Annotated in this window: 17 protein-coding genes; 7 read left to right on the forward strand and 10 right to left on the reverse strand. The window is 69.7% G+C overall.

Features of this window, described 5'->3' with window-relative positions:
- Positions 1-175 precede the first annotated feature (175 nt).
- On the forward strand, positions 176-436 hold the full coding sequence (gene rpsT, locus RAC69_RS03000) for a 30S ribosomal protein S20 (protein ID WP_341934196.1): 261 nt from the start codon (positions 176-178) through the stop codon (positions 434-436).
- A 93-nt stretch (positions 437-529) separates the two neighbouring features.
- On the opposite strand, the gene RAC69_RS03005 is transcribed toward rpsT, so the two are convergent.
- The 6 genes from RAC69_RS03005 to RAC69_RS03030 form a co-directional block, all read right to left on the reverse strand.
- Positions 530-1,225: a histidine phosphatase family protein gene (locus tag RAC69_RS03005; RefSeq protein WP_375085003.1), complete on the reverse strand. Its 696-nt coding sequence runs from the start codon at positions 1,223-1,225 to the stop codon at positions 530-532.
- The gene (holA, locus tag RAC69_RS03010; RefSeq protein WP_375085004.1) at positions 1,222-2,265 is read right to left on the reverse strand and encodes a DNA polymerase III subunit delta; all 1,044 of its coding nucleotides are present in this window, start codon (positions 2,263-2,265) and stop codon (positions 1,222-1,224) included. The genes RAC69_RS03005 and holA overlap by 4 nt, the downstream gene beginning before the upstream one ends.
- Positions 2,266-2,324: 59 nt before the next feature.
- On the reverse strand, positions 2,325-4,439 hold the full coding sequence (locus tag RAC69_RS03015; RefSeq protein ID WP_375085006.1) for a ComEC/Rec2 family competence protein: 2,115 nt from the start codon (positions 4,437-4,439) through the stop codon (positions 2,325-2,327).
- A 406-nt stretch (positions 4,440-4,845) separates the two neighbouring features.
- A complete protein-coding gene (locus RAC69_RS03020) occupies positions 4,846-5,460 on the reverse strand; it encodes a hypothetical protein (RefSeq protein ID WP_375085008.1) in 615 nt (204 codons plus the stop codon).
- Positions 5,461-5,499: 39 nt separating this feature from the next.
- Positions 5,500-5,850, reverse strand: coding sequence for a hypothetical protein (locus RAC69_RS03025; protein WP_375085009.1), 351 nt, complete (start codon positions 5,848-5,850; stop codon positions 5,500-5,502).
- 66 nt (positions 5,851-5,916) lie between these two features.
- Positions 5,917-6,738 (reverse strand): SDR family NAD(P)-dependent oxidoreductase, encoded by an 822-nt coding sequence (locus RAC69_RS03030; protein ID WP_375085010.1) that lies wholly within the window; start codon positions 6,736-6,738, stop codon positions 5,917-5,919.
- Positions 6,739-6,795: 57 nt separating this feature from the next.
- Between RAC69_RS03030 and RAC69_RS03035 the strand changes: the two genes are divergently transcribed.
- From RAC69_RS03035 to RAC69_RS03045, 3 genes are all read left to right on the forward strand, one after another.
- Positions 6,796-7,347: a TetR/AcrR family transcriptional regulator C-terminal ligand-binding domain-containing protein gene (locus RAC69_RS03035; RefSeq protein ID WP_375085012.1), complete on the forward strand. Its 552-nt coding sequence runs from the start codon at positions 6,796-6,798 to the stop codon at positions 7,345-7,347.
- A 324-nt stretch (positions 7,348-7,671) separates the two neighbouring features.
- Positions 7,672-8,262 (forward strand): lysostaphin resistance A-like protein, encoded by a 591-nt coding sequence (locus tag RAC69_RS03040; RefSeq protein WP_375085013.1) that lies wholly within the window; start codon positions 7,672-7,674, stop codon positions 8,260-8,262.
- Positions 8,263-8,306: 44 nt separating this feature from the next.
- On the forward strand, positions 8,307-8,726 hold the full coding sequence (locus RAC69_RS03045) for a VOC family protein (protein ID WP_341934188.1): 420 nt from the start codon (positions 8,307-8,309) through the stop codon (positions 8,724-8,726).
- Here RAC69_RS03045 and RAC69_RS03050 read toward each other — a convergent pair.
- The 3 genes from RAC69_RS03050 to RAC69_RS03060 all read right to left on the reverse strand — a co-directional run bounded on the left by RAC69_RS03050 (position 8,716) and on the right by RAC69_RS03060 (position 13,342).
- A complete protein-coding gene (locus RAC69_RS03050; RefSeq protein ID WP_375085016.1) occupies positions 8,716-9,309 on the reverse strand; it encodes a helix-hairpin-helix domain-containing protein in 594 nt (197 codons plus the stop codon). The two genes, RAC69_RS03045 and RAC69_RS03050, sit on opposite strands and share 11 nt — an antisense overlap.
- 112 nt (positions 9,310-9,421) lie before the next feature.
- Positions 9,422-11,998, reverse strand: a complete 2,577-nt coding sequence (leuS, locus tag RAC69_RS03055; RefSeq protein ID WP_375085018.1) for a leucine--tRNA ligase — start codon at positions 11,996-11,998, stop codon at positions 9,422-9,424.
- Between the two features lie 33 nt (positions 11,999-12,031).
- On the reverse strand, positions 12,032-13,342 hold the full coding sequence (locus tag RAC69_RS03060) for an anthranilate synthase component I family protein (protein WP_375085020.1): 1,311 nt from the start codon (positions 13,340-13,342) through the stop codon (positions 12,032-12,034).
- Between the two features lie 41 nt (positions 13,343-13,383).
- On the opposite strand from RAC69_RS03060, the gene RAC69_RS03065 reads away from it, so the two are divergent.
- From RAC69_RS03065 to RAC69_RS03075, 3 genes are read left to right on the forward strand one after another with little or no spacing between them, the layout of a single operon-like run.
- Positions 13,384-14,061: a DedA family protein gene (locus RAC69_RS03065; RefSeq protein WP_375085021.1), complete on the forward strand. Its 678-nt coding sequence runs from the start codon at positions 13,384-13,386 to the stop codon at positions 14,059-14,061.
- A gap of 4 nt (positions 14,062-14,065) precedes the next feature.
- Positions 14,066-15,091 (forward strand): App1 family protein, encoded by a 1,026-nt coding sequence (locus RAC69_RS03070; RefSeq protein WP_375085022.1) that lies wholly within the window; start codon positions 14,066-14,068, stop codon positions 15,089-15,091.
- 1 nt (position 15,092) lies between these two features.
- The gene (locus RAC69_RS03075) at positions 15,093-15,956 is read left to right on the forward strand and encodes a 3-methyladenine DNA glycosylase (protein WP_375085023.1); all 864 of its coding nucleotides are present in this window, start codon (positions 15,093-15,095) and stop codon (positions 15,954-15,956) included.
- Between the two features lie 34 nt (positions 15,957-15,990).
- On the opposite strand, the gene RAC69_RS03080 is transcribed toward RAC69_RS03075, so the two are convergent.
- Entirely contained in the window at positions 15,991-17,181 is a 1,191-nt protein-coding gene (locus RAC69_RS03080) for a glycoside hydrolase family 3 N-terminal domain-containing protein (RefSeq protein WP_375085024.1), read from the reverse strand.
- Between the last annotated feature and the right edge of the window lie 2 nt (positions 17,182-17,183).

Below are 17,183 nucleotides of genomic sequence, written 5' to 3' on the forward strand. Positions count from 1 at the left end.
CGACGGCGGATAAGCTCGATTGTGCACCCGCGTTCACCCGTTTAGGGGGAACGGCTCGACTGCTGGTAGACTCGACTCTTGGCTTGCGTGTGGGTTCTTCCCTCACGACCGCCGTGCGGAAGCCCTCTTCTTCTGCCGGCATTCCGAACAACCTCCGTACAGAAAGCGTCCACACGTGGCAAACATCAAGTCGCAGATCAAGCGCAACAAGACCAACGAGAAGGCGCACGAGCGCAACAAGGCCGTCAAGAGCGAGCTGAAGACGCACATCCGCGCCGCCCGCACCGCCATCGCCTCGGGCGACAAGGCTGCCGCCGAGGCCGCTGTCAAGACGGCGACCCGCAAGCTCGACAAGGCCGTCAGCAAGGGTGTCATCCACCAGAACCAGGCTGCGAACCGCAAGTCGGCCATCGCCAAGCAGGTCTCGGCTCTCTGAGCATCGACCACTGAGAAAGGGCCCGTCTCGTCGAGACGGGCCCTTTCTCGTCTGCGCGTCGTGCGCGCGGGGTCAGCGGGGTCGTGACGGCCGTCAGCCGGCCGGCGTCTCCACCGGTTCGCCCGGCTCCCCCACCGGCTCGGCCGGGACATCGAGGGCAGACGGGTCTTCGAGGTCGAGACCGCCGAGCGGCTCCTGCCGCCAGGAGACGAGACGCCATCCCGATTCCGGATCTCCGTCGAGCACGCACATGCCCGTGTTGTAGAGACGCCAGTGCACCGCGTCGTCGAGATCGATGCCGTGGAGCCTCGCAGCCGCCCAGACACGGATCGCGGCGCCGTGGCTGACGACGACGGCTGCTCCGCCGACGTTCCGCGATGCGACGTGGGCGATCGCCGAGTCGTAGCGTGCGAGGAAATCCGTGCCGCTCTCTCCGCCCTCGATCGCGACGTCGAGCTCACCGGTGAGCCACCGTCGGGCGGCGTTCACGTAGCCTTCGATCGCCTCGCGGTCGCTGTGCATCTCCCACCGGCCGGCCGAGATCTCCTCCAGGCCCTCGACGATCTCGATCTCCAGCCCGCGATCCTCGGCGAGCGGGGTGGCGGTGAGCTGCGTGCGGACCAGCGGCGAGGCGTAGATCGCGTCGACGCGCTCACCGGTCAGAGCCGCCGGGATCGCGGATGCCTGGGCATGGCCGAGCCGGGTGAGGCCGGGCCCCGGACGCCCGGTGTCGAGCGCGCCGATCACGTTGCTCGGCGTCTGTCCGTGGCGGATGAGCAGCAGTCTCATGATTCCTCTCCGAAGGGGCGTCGCGTGGCGATGACGGTCAGCATGCGTTCCAGGGCGAAGATCGGGTCGCGTGCCGCACCCTTGACCTCGGCATCCGCCCGTGCGGTCGCCTGAATGGCGATCCCGAGCGAATACTCGTTCCATCCCGCGAGGTCGCGGCGGGCGCGGTCGACCTGCCAGTCCTTCATGCCCAGTCGCTGGGCGAGTTGACGGCTGGGCTCGCGGTTTCCTGCGACGCGCGCCATGGTGCGCAGCTTCATGGCGAACGCCGCGACCATGGGCACCGGGTCTGCGCCCGAGGCCAGGGCATGGCGCAGGGCGACGAGTGCCTCGCCGTACCGTCCGGCGATCGCGGTGTCGGCGACGACGAAGGCCGAGACCTCGACGCGTCCGCCGTAGTACTTGGTGACGACCTCTTCGGTGATATCGCCTTCGACGTCGCCGATCAGCTGCTGGCAGGCCGCGGCGAGCTCGGTGAGGTCGTCGGCGAACGCCGAGACGAGGGCGCGCAGTGCCGGCGGGGCGATGCGCTTCTTCGCCGCCTTGAACTCGCCCGCCGCGAAATCGACCCGGTCGCCGTCACGTTTGACGGCGGGGCAGGCGATCTCGATGCCCTCCCCGGTGCCCGCCCTGATGGCATCGAGCAGCTTCTTGCCGCGCACGCTCGCGCCGGTGTGGCGCAGGACGACCGTCGCCCCCTCCTGCGGGTGGTCGAGGTACGACACGGCCTCCTGGATGAACGCGTCGGTGCACTTCTCCACGCCGGCGACGCGCACCAGACGGGGCTCGCCGAACAGCGACGGTGATGTGAGCGACAGGAGGGTTCCCGGCGCGTAGTCGTCGGCGCGGACGTCTGTGACTTCGAGCGCGGGATCCTCGGCGCGCAGGTAGTCGCGCACGCCCGCGATCGCGCGCTCCGCGCAGACCTCTTCGGGTCCGGAGACGAGCACGATGGGAGCCGGTCGTGGATCACGCCACGACACCTGCGGGATCTTGGCCGACGCCGCCGCGCCTCGAGAAGGAGTACGCGCAGCAGCCATGGTTTCAGCCTACCCGGGGCCCACCGACATGCGGCCGCTCACCGACTCCGCGCCATCGATCACGGTGGTGGCCTTTCCGTCCACACTTCCAAGGCGCCGTCGTCGAGGCCCACGAGGACGCGTCCTTCGAGGTCGGTGCGCAGGGCTCGTGCGCCGTTCGCGGACGCCAGGGCGAGCGCCTCGGCGCGGGGATGGCCGTAGTCGTTCCCGAGCCCGGCACTGAAGATCAGAGCTGCGGCATCCGCCTGCTCGTAGAGCGCAGGATCCTGATCGGCGCTGCCGTGGTGGGCGACCTTGACGAGGTCGTAATCGCCGCGCAGGCGACCCGAGTGCAGCAACATGCCCTGCGGCTGGGCGGACAGATCGCCGAGGAACAGCGAACGCGGCACCTCCGCACCGCCGATCTCGACGACGACGCTCATGTCATTGCCAGGAGGGTAGGCGCGCGACTCGCGCTCGGGCCACAGCACCTGCCAGTCCGCTGCCCCGAGGTCGCCCCGCATCCCCGCGACACCCTGCACGACCGCCGCACCGCCGCTGCGCAGCCTGTCGAGCGTCCGTCGGTCCGCGGGTTCTCCGAGGGGCCCGTGCACGACCGTGCCCACCATCCCCTGCACGGCCTCGACTCCCCCGACGTGGTCGATGTCGAAGTGCGTGAGCACGAGCAGGTCCACACGATCGATGCCGAGGGCGCGCACGCACGCCGCGAGGGACTCGGGGTCCGGTCCTGTGTCGATCAGCGCGACCTGCTCCTGGGAGCGGACGAGCACCGCGTCACCTTGTCCGACATCGCACGCGGCGATGGACCATGCTGTCGGGGTCGTCATGCGGGCGAGCGGACCGGAGAGCAACGCATGGGCGCATGCCAGTGCCGCTCCGGCGGCCAGCACGAGGGATGCTGCGGTGCGGACCCCACGCACCCGCACGCTCTCCCCCGCGATGACGACGCCGACGCAGGCGCTGAGTGTCGCGACCGCAGCGGCGCTGAAGACGCCCGGAGGCACCGCCACCACGGCGAACGGCAGTCGCGACGTCGCGTCCGCGGTCGCAGCGATCCACGACGCCGGGAGCCAGGCCGATGCAGCGAGCAGGTCGGCGAGCAGCGGCACCGGGGCGCAGAGGCACGCGAGCAGGCCGATCACCGTGGCGACGGGCGCGGCCGGCGCGGCGAGCAGATTCGCCGCGAGACCGACGAGGGACTGCTGCTCGGCGAACAGGGCGATGATCGGCCCGCAGGCCAGCTGAGCCGCAAGCGGCACACCGATCGCGAGCGCCAACGGCTGCGGCATCCATCGCGCGAGCCCTCGAGACAGGACCGGTGCGAGCAGGATGAGCGCACCGGACGCGACCACCGAGAGCGCGAAGCCGGGCGTGGACGCCAGCCAGGGATCGGCGATGAGGATGCCGGTAGCGCTGAGCGCCAGCATCCCCGCTCCGGCGCTGGGGCGACCGATCAGGATCGACGTCATGGCGACCCCCGCCATGACACCCGCACGGATCACGCTCGGTTCCGGGGTGACCAGGACCACGAATCCCGCCAGCCCGAGTGCCGCGAGCACGATGCGAAGCCCCCGCCCTGCTCCGCACAGCGACGCCAACCAGAACACCGCCCCGACGACGACGGCGCAGTTCGCTCCGCTCACGGCGGTGAGGTGGCTCAGCCCGCTCGTGCGCATCGCCGCGTCGAGCTCCGCAGCGACAGCGCGCGTATCTCCCACGGCGAGACCGGGGAGCAGACCGGCGCCCGGTTCAGGAAGACGCGTCGAACGCTCGATGAACGCGTGACGCAAGCCCGCCGCCGCGGCGAACACGCCCGATGCCTCCCGTTCCACAGACGCCGCGCTCGCGAACAGCACGAGCGCCGCGCGCTCCCCCGCATCCGTCACCGCGCTCTCGGCGGTGACCCGCACGATCGCCCCGAGGTCGAACCCGTCGACCGGGTCGATCCCGACCCGCACCGGAGCGGACACAGCACGCACCTGTCCTGGCGGCCCGATCCCCCGCAGCTGCACGTCCACCCACAACCGTCCGTCCCGCCCCACCGATGCAGACGACGCGACCTCCCCCACCGCCTCGACGACCCGGCTGTCCCACTCCCGTACCGCGTCACGATGCACCGACTCCGTCATCACCGTGAACGCGACGGATGCGCCGACTGCCAGCACGACGATCATCAGCCCTCCCAGCGTCGCAGCCCGACGGCGACCGACAACGATCACAACACCGGTCAGGAACGCGGCCGCCGCACACCCTCCCATCCACCACCCCGACGCCTCCGGCGCGAACACGCACACGAGCGCCACACCCCACGCCCCACCCGCGACCGGGAGCAGACGAAGGTCACGCCTCGCACCCGGGCCTCGCCCCAGATGCCTACGTGCGACCTCCGTCTGAACAACCATCCGAACAACCTAGAAGCCAGCCGACGCCCCGGCTGACCACGAGCACACGAACAGGGGAAAGCCGCCGAGCCCTCGCACCTGTGCAGGAGACGTTCGGATCTGCCGTCACCTGACCGACGCCACCGGACGTCGTCCCCGCGGCCTTCCTTCCTGACCCCGGGTCCCGACGGGATTCGGCTCACCCGTCCAAGGAATCGAGCTCCTTCTCGATGTGGGCGATGTGCGTCCGCATGTCGCGCACCGATCCCGCTGTGAACTGCGCGAGCGGACTGTGCACGATGACCCGTCCTGCCGATTCGTCACGATCGAGGAGTCGCGCTATCGCAGCTACGGCTTCATCGGTGTCGGCTGCGTCGAGCACCGCACGGGCGACCTCTTCGAGTTTCGCTGCACCGCTGAGAAGTGCTGCCTGGTGAGAGTGGCTGTCCCGCGCGGCCCTCACTTCGTCTGCCGGAGTCCGACGCCGTGAACGGAGTCGGGAGGCGCGTCGGTCGATCTGCTGCGGAGTCAGAGTGAACCCCAGAGGCTCGGCCGTCCTGACGGGCAGTCCCGCGAGCACGGCGTGCAGTTCGTAGCGCCCGCTTTCGAGCGAGGCCCACTGCGAATGGCTGATCGAGACCTGCACTCTCGCGTACTCGCCAGGATCCAGCGGCACGGCGGGGTGCTGCCCGGCGAAGTATCCGAAACCCATACTCGCCGGTCTCGCACCAGGGCGCGCGACATGGCCGGCGACGAAGAACGGGTCACCGTCCGGACGCCACCTGGCCTCGCCTGCGTTCACGATGTCGATCACGAAGACGCCGTCGCTCGCCTCCTCTCCGCTGAGCGGCGCTCAGCGGAGTCCCAGGCCCTCAGCCCGCTCCGACCTGCTTCGCCGAAGCGGGAACTCGTCCGGGTGGACCCGCCCCCGCGCGAGCACCCGATCCCGCGGCTCTGCGCTGACGTGTATCACGCGCCAGGCGAGCGCGGATGGCGCGGTCGGGGCACCGAGCGTCATCTCGCCGGAGTCTCTCCGGTCCAGCACTCTCCATCCGTCCGCAGGGAGGTCGAGGCGAGGAGGGCTGTCTTCGAGCTCGATGCCGAGTGTCTCGAGAAGAGAATCGAGCGGGCGTCCTTCGGTGCGCACGACCTCGGCGTCCACGTCGAGGTCGCCGATCTGCGGCATCAGAGAGTTGGCGCTCATCCTCCGATCGTCACACAACTCGCTCGATCAGGGCTCGGTCTCGACGCCGCGTCGCATGACGAAGCATCAGCGACCCGCGAAGCGCGGATCGTGAGAGTAGTCCTCGTATCGAAGATCCAGCGCTGCCCGCACCTGCGACGGCGCGTCGTCTCCGACGAGCACACGGAGTCGATCGTCGCGGGGATCCTGCACCCACACGAGGATGGCGGCAGCCGCGTCCTCCGGCGAGGTCCCACCGGTCGGCCCTGCCGCGGGCCACGGCACCTCCGCCGTGCCGAAGAGCTCGGTCCGCAGGTCGTCGTTCTCGGGCATCGGCGCGGCGAATCGCATGCTCGAACCCGCCCAATCCGTGTCGAGCGCGCCCGGCTCGATGAGGGAGACTCGGATGCCGAACCTCCGGACCTCGGCCGCCATCGCTGCGCTGAAGGCCTCCAGTCCCCATTTCGTCGCGTTGTACAGGCCGAGCGTCGGCATCGTGCCCACCGCGCCGACCGACGAGATCTGCACGATGTGTCCGGCGCCCTGGGCGCGCATGATCGGGATCGCGGCCTGGCTCAGCCACAGCGGCCCGAGCAGGTTGGTGTCGACGAGCAAGCGCGTGTCCTCTTCGGACATCTCCTCGGTCGCGCCGATCAGCCCCACACCCGCGTTGTTGACGACCACATCGAGACCTCCGAGGCGGGAGGCGGCGGCATCCACCGCATCCCGCACGCTCCGTCGATCTCGCACGTCGAGCTCGAGCACGCTCAGCCGCTCGTGGTGCGGCAGCGAGTGGCCCGTTCTCGCCGTGGCCACGACCGCATGTCCCGCATCCAGGGCGCCCAGGGTCAGTGCTCGTCCGAGGCCTCGACTGCCTCCGGTGATCATCCATCGCTGGTTCGTCGTCATGGCGTCAGCTTGGCCGGAACTGGACGCAGCGTCTCGTTCTGCCGGCAGGCTGGGACCATGGCTCGCCCCCGCACGCGTACGAAGGTCCATGAAGCGGTGCTCGCACTCGCTCGCGAGGGCCGCATCCGATCCATCACGATGGAGGCGATCGCCGCGCGCGCCGGAGTCAGCAAGCAGACGCTGTACCGCTCGTGGTCATCGACAGGCGGGATCCTGTTCGATGCCCTGCTGGCTCGAAGCCTGGACGAGAACGGTGTCGTCACGCTCCCCGACACCGGAGACCTCACGGCCGATTTGCACACGATCGCGTCGGCCATGGTCGCGGAACTCACCGACCGCACCCAGGAAACGCTGCTGCGCGCCGTGACCGCTCAACTGCAGGACGACGAGGCGCTCGCCGCGCAGTACCGTGAGTCGCTCTTCGATATCCAGCGGGACGCCGTCGCCCGACGCCTCGCTGCCGCAGGCGTCGATGAGCCCGACGAGATCGCCGAGCTGTTCTTCGGACCGATCCTGCACCGCTGGCTCCTCCGTACACGACCGTTCGACGACGGGTGGGTCCGTAGGCACGTCGAGCGGACGGTCCGAGCCGCCACCGCATCCCGCTGAGCACTCCCGGCTGCGTCGAAATCGATCTTGTTAGCACGTACGTGCTAATTTAGGCCCATGGGTTCACGGCCTCGCACCAGCACACGACTCTCGCGGATGGTGGTGATTGCAGGAGCGGCCGTCGCCTGCGCCTCGTTGGCGCTGTTGGTGATCGGGCGGCCAGATGGGGTGACACTCTCTCGGGACGAGGGTGCACCGACAGTTCCGCTGCTGTGGGCGATCGGCCCTGCCCTGGTCGGCATCTCGATCGTTCTGGCGCTCTCTCACCGGCGACCGCGCCTCTCGGCTCACCCGGTCAACCGGAGCAGACTCGTGGTGTTGGTCATGACCCTCGGCGCATCGGCGTTGCTCTTCCCCGCCGTCGCCGCGTCGGGGGTGAGCGGCGAGGACTACATCCTGGCCAAGGCGGCTCTGCTCATCGTGGTGCCGCTGATCGCCGTGTTCCTCGTCCGGGGATCCGTCGCCGTCAGCGCCGAACGCGCGGCCTGGCGATGGTGGGCCCCGGCGATTGCGATCGCCGTATGGGCCATCCTCCGCAGCATGGTCGATTCCTCACCCGACTACAGCGGAGTCGACGCCACTACCCTGCTGATCGCCGCGACCGCCACGGCGGTCACTGCGGGCTTCGGTGAGGAGCTCTTCTACCGTCGCCTCCTGCAGACTCGACTGGAGGCGCTTCTCAGCCCCTGGGCGGGAACCACCATCGCAACCGCAGCATTCGCCCTCATGCATCTGGGCAGCCATGCGACAGGCGACCTCCTCTTCGACACGGCGTCCGTGATCGTGGTGCAGGGGAGCTTCGGGCTCCTGATGGGAGTGATCTGGATGCGATTCCGCAACTTCACCGCGATCGTCACGGCGCACGTCCTCGCGAATGGGTGGCCGAGCATCGTCTGGCATGTACTCGCTCGATGACCCGCCGCACCCGCGCCCGCCGCGGCGTGTGCGAGACTCGCCCCATGGAACAGCGCGTCAGCTTCATCACCCTCGCCGTCGCCGATCTGGGCCGCAGCAGGGCCTTCTACGTGGACGGATTGGGCTGGGAACCGATCTTCGCCGGCGACGATGTGCTGATGCTGCCGGTCGCCGATCGGCTGATCCTGTCGCTCTGGTCGGTCGAGGGGTTCACCGCGGAGATCGGCGAGGCACCGGCATCCGGCATCGCCCCGATCACCCTCGCCCACAATCTCGCCACGCCCGCCGAGGTCGACGCAGTCCTCGAAGAGGTGCGCGCACTCGGAGCGCCCGTGAGCGCGGCTCGCGAGCGCGAGTGGGGCGGCTACTCGGGGTACTTCTCCGACCCGGACGGGTTCCGCTGGGAGGTCGCGGTCAACCCCGGCGAGACCGGAGACTTCGTACTCGCGCCCGTCACACCCTGACTCCGTCGCGGATGCCGGCGAGGAGCTTCTCTCCGATTCCCGGCACGGCCAGGAGATCGTCGACGGATTGGAACCGTCCGTTCTCCTCCCGCCACGCCAAGATCCGCTCCGCGAGCGCAGGCCCGATGCGGGGCAGTGTCTCGAGTGCCGCCTGATCGGCGGTGTTCAGGTCGATCCGATCGTCGCCCGGCGCTGCCGTTCCCGGCGCGCCTGCACCGGCGCCGATCACCGGGACGACGATCTGCTCGCCGTCGGTGACCGCGCGGGCGAGGTTCACGCCGGCGAGGTCGGCCTCGTCCGTCGTCCCGCCGGCGGCGGCGACAGCATCCACGAGCCGTGCATCGAGATCGAGCACGTACAGACCGGGCTGCTCGACCGCGCCGAGCACGTGCACGTAGAGCTCTCCCGACGCGGACACGGCCGGATCGTCGGTCGACATCGGGATCGACTCGGTCGGCGCCGCCTGCCCGCGGAGCAGCCCCAGACCGACGGCCACCGACAGCACGACGAGGGCGACCACGACGGCCGCACCGACGCTCAGACGCAGACGGCGCTGCCGCGGTGGAGATGGGGACTCTGCCACCCCGCCACCCTAAGCGCGCACGCCGACGTCCGAACGACGCGAAGACCCTCGCCGTGCAGAACTCACGGCGTCTGCGAGATGTGCAGGAGCGGTCTCGGACCGCCGCTCGACGTCACTTGACGACGATGCTCACGATCTTCGGGGCGCGCACGACGACCTTCACGATCTCGCGATCGCCGATCGACCGGATCACCCGCTCGTCGGCGCGCGCGAGTGCCTCGAGCTCGGCCTCCCCGATGCGGGCGGGAACCTCGAGCTGCGCGCGCACCTTGCCGCCGACCTGCACGACAGCGGTCACCGAGTCCTCGACGAGGAGCACCGGGTCAGCGGATCGCCAGGTCACCAGACCCACCGACGGCTCGTGACCGAGTGCCTCCCACATCTCCTCCGCGGTGTGCGGAGCGATGAGGTCGAGCATCACCGCGACCGTCTCCGCCGCCTCGCGCACCGCCGGGTCGGCAGCGCCGGTCGCGCTCGTGTCGATCGTCTTGCGAGTGACGTTGACGAGTTCCATGAGACGCGCGACCAGCACGTTGAACTTCGTCTGCTCGACGAGGCCGGGAGCCTCCGAGAGGAGCTTGTGCGTCGCACGGCGGAGCGTGGCGGTGCCGCCGTCGAACACGACGTCGACATCGCTCGAGACCTCGTGCGCGATGCGCAGAGCACGCGAGAGGAACTTCTGAGCACCGGTCGTCGAGACGTCGGCCCAGTCCTTGTCGTCTTCCACCGGGCCCGCGAAAGCGAGGCCCACCCGCAGAGCATCCGCTCCGTGTGCGTCGAGCTCCTCCTGGAACAGCACCAGGTTGCCCTTGCTCTTCGACATCTTCTGCCCGTCGAGGAGCACCATGCCCTGGTTGATGAGGTTCGAGAACGGCTCGGTGAAGTCGATGAGCCCCATGTCGAACAGCACCTTCGTGATGAAGCGCGCGTACAGCAGGTGCAGGATCGCGTGCTCGACACCGCCGATGTACGAGTCGACGGGTGCCCAGCGCGACGCCAGGGCGGGGTCGAACGCCTCGGTGTCGCTGTTCGGCGACAGGAAGCGCAGGAAGTACCACGAGCTGTCGACGAACGTGTCCATCGTGTCGGGGTCGCGCAGCATCGGGTCGCCCGAGACGGGGTCGATGGTGCGCACCCAGCTCTCGGCTCCGCCCAGCGGTGACGTGCCCTTCGGCTTCAGGTCGAGGCCCTCGACACTCGGCAGCGTCACCGGCAGCTTGTCCTCCTGCACCGGGACGATGCTACCGTCCTCGGCATGCAGCATGGGGATCGGGGTACCCCAGAACCGCTGTCGTGAGATCAGCCAATCGCGCAGGCGGTAGTTCTTCGCGGCACGACCGGTGCCCGACGCCTCGAGCTGCTCGATGGCCCGCGCGATCGCGTTGCGCTTCGAGAGCCCGTTGAGGGACCCGGAGTTGATCATGCGCCCCTCGCCGGTGAGCGCGACCCCGGTGGAGGCCGGGTTCTGCTCGTCGAGCGCCGCTTCCGCGTCGATCGGCACGCCCTCGTCGTCGACCTCGATCACCTGCATGGCGCCCGTGATGGGCGCCGTCGTGTCGACGACGACCTTGACCGGCAGGTCGAAGGCGCGCGCGAAGTCGAGGTCGCGCTGGTCGTGCGCCGGCACGGCCATGACCGCACCGTGACCGTAGTCGGCCAGCACGTAGTCGGCGGCCCAGATGGGCAGCTTCTCCCCGTTCACCGGGTTGATCGCGTAGCGCTCCAGGAAGACGCCGGTCTTCGGGCGGTCCGTCGACTGGCGGTCGATGTCGGTGGTCTTCTGCACGTCGGCGAGGTAGTTCTGGAAGCGCTCGCGCACGTCATCCGGAGCCTCGGCGGCCAGCTCTGCGGCCAGGTCGCCGTCGGGGGCCACCACGAAGAACGTCGCGCCGTGCAGCGTGTCAGGGCGGGTCGAGAACACGGTGACCGGCTCGTCGCGTCCCTCGATGCGGAAGTCGACGTCTGCGCCGACCGACCGTCCGATCCAGTTGCGCTGCATCTGCAGCACCTTGTGCGGCCAGCGCCCCTCGAGCTGGTTCAGGTCGTCGAGCAGACGGTCGGCGTAGTCCGTGATGCGGAAGTACCACTGCGTCAGCTTCTTCTTGACGACCTCGGCGCCGCAGCGATCGCAGCGCCCGTCGATGACCTGCTCGTTCGCGAGCACTGTCTGGTCGTTCGGGCACCAGTTCACCGGGCTCTTCTTGCGATAGGCCAGACCGCGCTCGTACAGCTTCAGGAACAGCCACTGGTTCCAGCGGTAGTACTCCGGGTCGGAGGTGTGCAGCACCCGGCTCCAGTCGAACGAGACGCCGTACTGCTCGAAGCCGACCTTTTGCTGGGCGATGTTCTGGTAGGTCCACTCGCGCGGGTCGGCGCCCTGGCGGATGGCGGCGTTCTCGGCGGGGAGGCCGAACGAATCCCATCCGATCGGGTTCATGACGTTGTGTCCACGGTGCCGCCAGAAGCGCGCGACGATGTCGGAGTACAGGTAGTTCTCGGCGTGCCCCATGTGCAGATCGCCGGACGGGTACGGGAACATCGCCAGCACGTAGCGGCGGGGCCGTGTGTCGTCGTCGCCACCCGTGAGGAACGTGCCGTTCTCCGCCCAGTACTTCTGCCACTTGGCCTGGATGTCGTGCGCCGAGACGGACTCCTCGGCGACGGGAGAGGTGGACAGGTTCTCAGACAACGAACGCACGACCAATCTGAAGGGAAGAAGGGATCAGTTCAGGATATCGGAAGCCCAGGCCACGGGCGTATCCGCCCCCAGGGCTGCGAGCGGTGCGGTGGCCTTCGTCGCGACCTCCGCGACCTCGGATGCCGCGACCGACCGCCACGTGATCCCTCCCCCGGCCCCGACGACCGCCTCCTCTCCGTCGACGACAATGCTGCGGATCACCATCGCGAGATCCAGGGCGCCGTCGTCGCCGACGAACCCGAAGCATCCTGCGTAGATGCCGCGCGGACCGCCCTCGAGCTCGTACAGTCTCGTCATCGCCGAGAGCTTCGGAGCACCGGTCATGCTGCCGGCGGGCGCCGCTGCGGCGAAGAGCGCCGAGACGTCGGCGCCGGATGCCGCCGTGCCGCTGACTGTGCTCACGAGCTGGTGCACGGCGGGGTAGGTCTCGACCGCCCACAGCGCGTCCACGCGGATGGTGCCAGGCACGCACACCTGCGACAGGTCGTTGCGCATGAGGTCGACGATCATGACGTTCTCGGCGCGCTCCTTCTCGTCGGCGGCGAGCTCTGCGGCGAGCGCGGCATCCGTCGTCGGATCAGCACCCCGGGGACGCGTGCCCTTGATCGGTCGGGTGCGGATGACTCCGCCGCGCGCCTGGAGGAACTGCTCGGGGCTGGCGCTCAGCAGCGACCTCTGCCCGACACGGAGGAACCCGCCGTGGTGTGCGGGCGTCGCGGTGCGCAGTCTGCGGTAGACATCGACAGGATCGTCCACTCCCTTCACGGTGAAGCGCGTGGTGAGGCAGAGCTGATAGGCGATGCCCGCCCGGATGAGGTCTCGGCAGCGTTCGATGGCTGCCACGTACTCGCCCGGGCTGTGGCGTGCGAGAGCGGAGCGCCGTCTCGGCGCGGCGACGGGGCGGATCACCGAGTTCGACGCGGCGGCGACGAACGCCTCCCACTCATCCAGGTCATCCTGCGCGAGGACCCAGGCCGCCCCGTCGTCGTGGCGCACGGCGAGCAGGCGGGTCACGCGCAGCCAGGCATCCCCTTCGTCTGAGCCGTGCGCGGCGACGGGAGCTCCGGCGGCACCTGCTCCGCTCTCGTAGTCGTACCAGCCGACCCAGCCGCTGCGGAACGGCGGCTCGTGCGTGTCTCGCGTCATGTCCACGTCGAGCCGCACGTCGCCGGGGAGCGAGGCGCGCTCACCCGTGCCGATGTAGCTCCACCCCTCGGCTGCCGCCGGCCCGGCATCCAGCCAGAAGACGTCCGCATGACGCTCCTCGAGAGCGAGGAACACCGCTTCGGGCTCCACCGCACGACCGAGGAGGCGGCTGGTCAGTCGCTCGGGCACGTTCACAGCCTAGGCGGCGAGCGCTCCCGTAGTCTCGGAGGGTGGACGACCTCCTCCTCTGGCTGTTCGATGTGATCCAGTCGATCGATCCGGTCACTCGCACGCTCATCGCCGGGGTGGCCGTCATGCTCGAGACGAGCATCCTCGTCGGTCTCATCGTCCCCGGCGACACGATCGTCATCATCGCGTCCATGGGCGTGACGAGCGTCTGGGAGGCGATCGCCATGGTGATCGCCGTCGTGATCGGAGCTCTCATCGGCGAGAGCATCGGCTTCTGGCTGGGTCGCTGGCTGGGTCCCCGCATCCGTCAGTCCTGGATCGGCCAACGCGTGGGTGAGAAGAACTGGGTGCGAGCCGAGAACTACCTCGCCCGCCGCGGCGGCATCGCGATCTTCCTCTCGCGCTTCCTGCCCGTCCTCCACTCGCTCGTCCCCCTGACGGTCGGCATGAGCCACTACTCGTACCGACGCTTCCTCGCGTGGACGGCGCCCGCCTGCCTGCTCTGGGCGGCGGCCTATGTCAGCATCACCTCCCTCGCCGCCGGCAGCTTCCGCGAGCTGGTCGACCGCGTGCACTTCGCCGGCTACGTCTTCGTCGGCATCATCGCGGCCTTCCTGGTGCTGATCTTCCTGGGCAAGCGGCTGCTCGGCCGTCTCGAGTCCCGTCACATCGAGACGCCGGACGGGGACGCGCAGAATACTGCGGACGTGAAAGACTGAAGCAATGGCTTCCGCACCCCTGGCGCCCCGGATCCACTGGTTCGCGCGCCTCGAACACCGCTTCCACGTGTGGCGTGAGGGGCGAGCGCGCCGTCGCGGTCGCAGCGCCACGGTCCTGCCGTTCCCCGGGTACGGCGGACCGGGCTGGGTGCGTGTCCTCGGCCGCGTGCTGATCGTCCCTCCGCTGCGCCGCGGAGAAGACGGAGAGCCGGCGAGCGTGCGGGGCTGGCGGAGCTTCGTCGGGATCCCCGTGAGCTTCGCGAAGGTCACCGTGACGATCGGCGACTCCGTGCACCACGTGGTCGCCGATCGGGGAGGCGTGATCGACTCGGTGATCCACGCGGAGCTCGAGCCGGGCTGGCAGACCTTCACCTTCTCGGTCGAAGGCAAGGACCCCATCGAGGCCACGGCCTTCATCGTGGCCGAGTCGACGCGCTTCGGCGTGCTCTCCGACGTCGACGACACCGTCATGGTCACCGCGCTCCCGCGTCCCTTCATCGCGGCCTGGAACTCGTTCGTCGTCGACGAGCACGCGCGCATCCCCGTCCCCGGCATGGCCGTGCTCCTCGACCAACTGCTGCGACAGCATCCGGGCGCTCCCATGATCTACCTCTCCACCGGCGCCTGGAACGTCGCTCCGACGCTCCGCCGGTTCCTCGGGAGGCATCTGTTCCCCGCCGGGTCGATGCTGCTCACCGACTGGGGACCCACGCACGACCGGTGGTTCCGCAGCGGACGCGATCACAAGCTCACGAACCTCCGCCGCCTCGCCACCGAGTTCCCGCACGTCAAGTGGCTGCTCATCGGCGACGACGGCCAGCATGACGAGGCCATCTACTCCGAGTTCATGGAAGAGCACCCCGACTCCGTGAGCGGTGTCGCCATCCGGCGACTGCTGCCCGCCGAGGCCGTGCTGGCCGGCGGCCGTGCCGGACGCGAACCGCACTCCGAGGACGTCGCCCCCTGGGTCAGCGCAGAGGACGGTGCGGGGCTGCGCGACCTCCTCGGCGAAGCCGGCATCCTGGACTGACATGCGTCTGTCCCCGACCACCTGGCTGGAGCGAGAGCGGGCGCACCGGGAGCGGGCGGACGCTCTCACCGCCGAGCACCGTGCGCGGGCATCGCGCCGCGAGACCCACCCGGTCTGGGACTTCCTCTTCACCTACTACTCGTACAAGCCCGCGCAGCTGCGACGGTGGCATCCCGGCGCGGGAGTGGAGCTGGAGGATGCCGGCGAGAGGCGCACCTGGCGCTGGTACTCCCCCGGCACGACTCCCGACGGCGCCGTCCCCGACGCTGCCGGGTTCGCAGCGGAGAAACCCGAGCTCGCCGGACTCGTCGAGCGGATGCTGCGCCGCACCGCCTCGAGACCCGGCCAGTTCGGGTGCTTCGGCCTGCACGAGTGGGCGATGGTCTACCGCGCCGACGAACACCGTCATGCGGTGCCGCTGCGGCTCGGACAGGCCGGTACCGACCTCGTCGTGGAGAACCACGAGCTGCGGTGCACGCACTTCGACGCCTTCCGGTTCTTCACCCCCGATGCAGTGCCGCGCAATCGCACGCCCCTGACGCGCGACGACCAACCGCTGTTCGAGCAGCCGGGATGCCTGCACGCCGGGATGGACCTCTACAAGTGGGCGCTCAAGCTCGGACCCCTCGTTCCCGGCGAGCTGCTGCTCGATGCGTTCGAGCTGGCCCGTGACATCCGCCTGCTCGACATGGAGGCAGCACCGTACGACCTCAGCGCCTGGGGCGTCGTGCCGGTGCCGATCGAGACGCCCGAGGGGAAGGCCGAGTACGTGCGCCGTCAGCGGGGGTTCGCGGAGCGCGGGGCGGCACTGCGTGCGCGGTTGCTCGAATCGTGGCTCGGAGCAGATGCCCTGATGGCGGTCTGACCGGCCGTCGCTGCGACCTGCCGCGCACCGACCGTCAGTCGACGGGCGTGCACTGGGCGCAGAGGGTCCACTCGGTCGATGCCGTCGCCTGCTGCAGGCGGAGAGCCATGACCCGCGTGGCGGCATCGACGAGCCGCTCCTCCGGCACCGTGCCCGCCTCGACCGCCGCGGTGATCCCGGCGGCGATCTGACCGGCTGTGTCGGGCGTCGAGCCCGCGATCATCAGCAGCAGGTCGCTCCCGGCCGCGAGGGCCGTGACGGCGTTGGCCACGGGGTCGGCGTAGGCGGCGATACCCGACGACGACAGCATCCCGAGGTCGTCGGTGACGATGACCCCGTCGAAGCCGAGCTCGTCTCGCGCGATCTCATGCCAGGCGGGCGACAGAGACGCGGGCGCCGCATCGACAGCGGTGTACGCGAGATGACCGAACATGAGGAGCGACGCTCCGGCGTCGACACCCGCCGCGAACGGCACGGCGTCGGTCGCGCGCCACTCGTCGAGCGTCTCGGTCGTCGACGGGATCGCGTGGTGGGAGTCGCCCGGCGCGGCACCGTGCCCGGGGAAGTGCTTGAGCGTGGATGCGACGACCGGCTCCTGGGCCGCTGTCGCCGCGGCGACGCGCTCTGCCGCGCTCTGCGGGTCCGCGCCCAGCGCGCGACCGAAGATGAACGACGCGGAGTCGGCCGGCACGTCGGCGACGGTGCCGAAGTTGACGTCGATCCCCGAGCGCGCGACGAGCGCGGCGCGTGCCGCGAATGCGGCAGACGTCGCGGCGACCGGCTGCGTCTTGAGCGACGTCGACGCCGGGTAGGTGTCCGTGCCGAGACGCGAGACGATCCCGCCCTCTTGATCGATCGCGAGCAGCGGCGGCGGGTCGGCGTCGGCGACGAGTGCATCGGTGACGACCGTGACGTCTCTGCTCTCCGGCACGTTCGCACCCATGAGGATGAAGCCGCCGAAACCCTGCTGCATGTAGCTCGCGAGCGCTGTCGGGTCGGTCGTCGGGATGTGCCCCATGACCACGCTGGCCGCCTGCTCGGCGGTGCTCATGCGCTCGACGAGCTGCGCTGCTCGCGCATCGATCCCTCCGCCGTCCGCGGCGGCGGGTGCACGCGGGACTGATGCGCGAGTAGCGGGCGCGTCGACCGCGACCGCGGGTGCCGACAACATCCCCAGCGCGACGATGACCGCCGCGCTGATCGCCGCCGCCGGACGCCGCCTCATCG

The organism is Microbacterium sp. LS_15 (assembly GCF_041954735.1).
Taxonomy (GTDB): Bacteria; Actinomycetota; Actinomycetes; order Actinomycetales; family Microbacteriaceae; genus Microbacterium.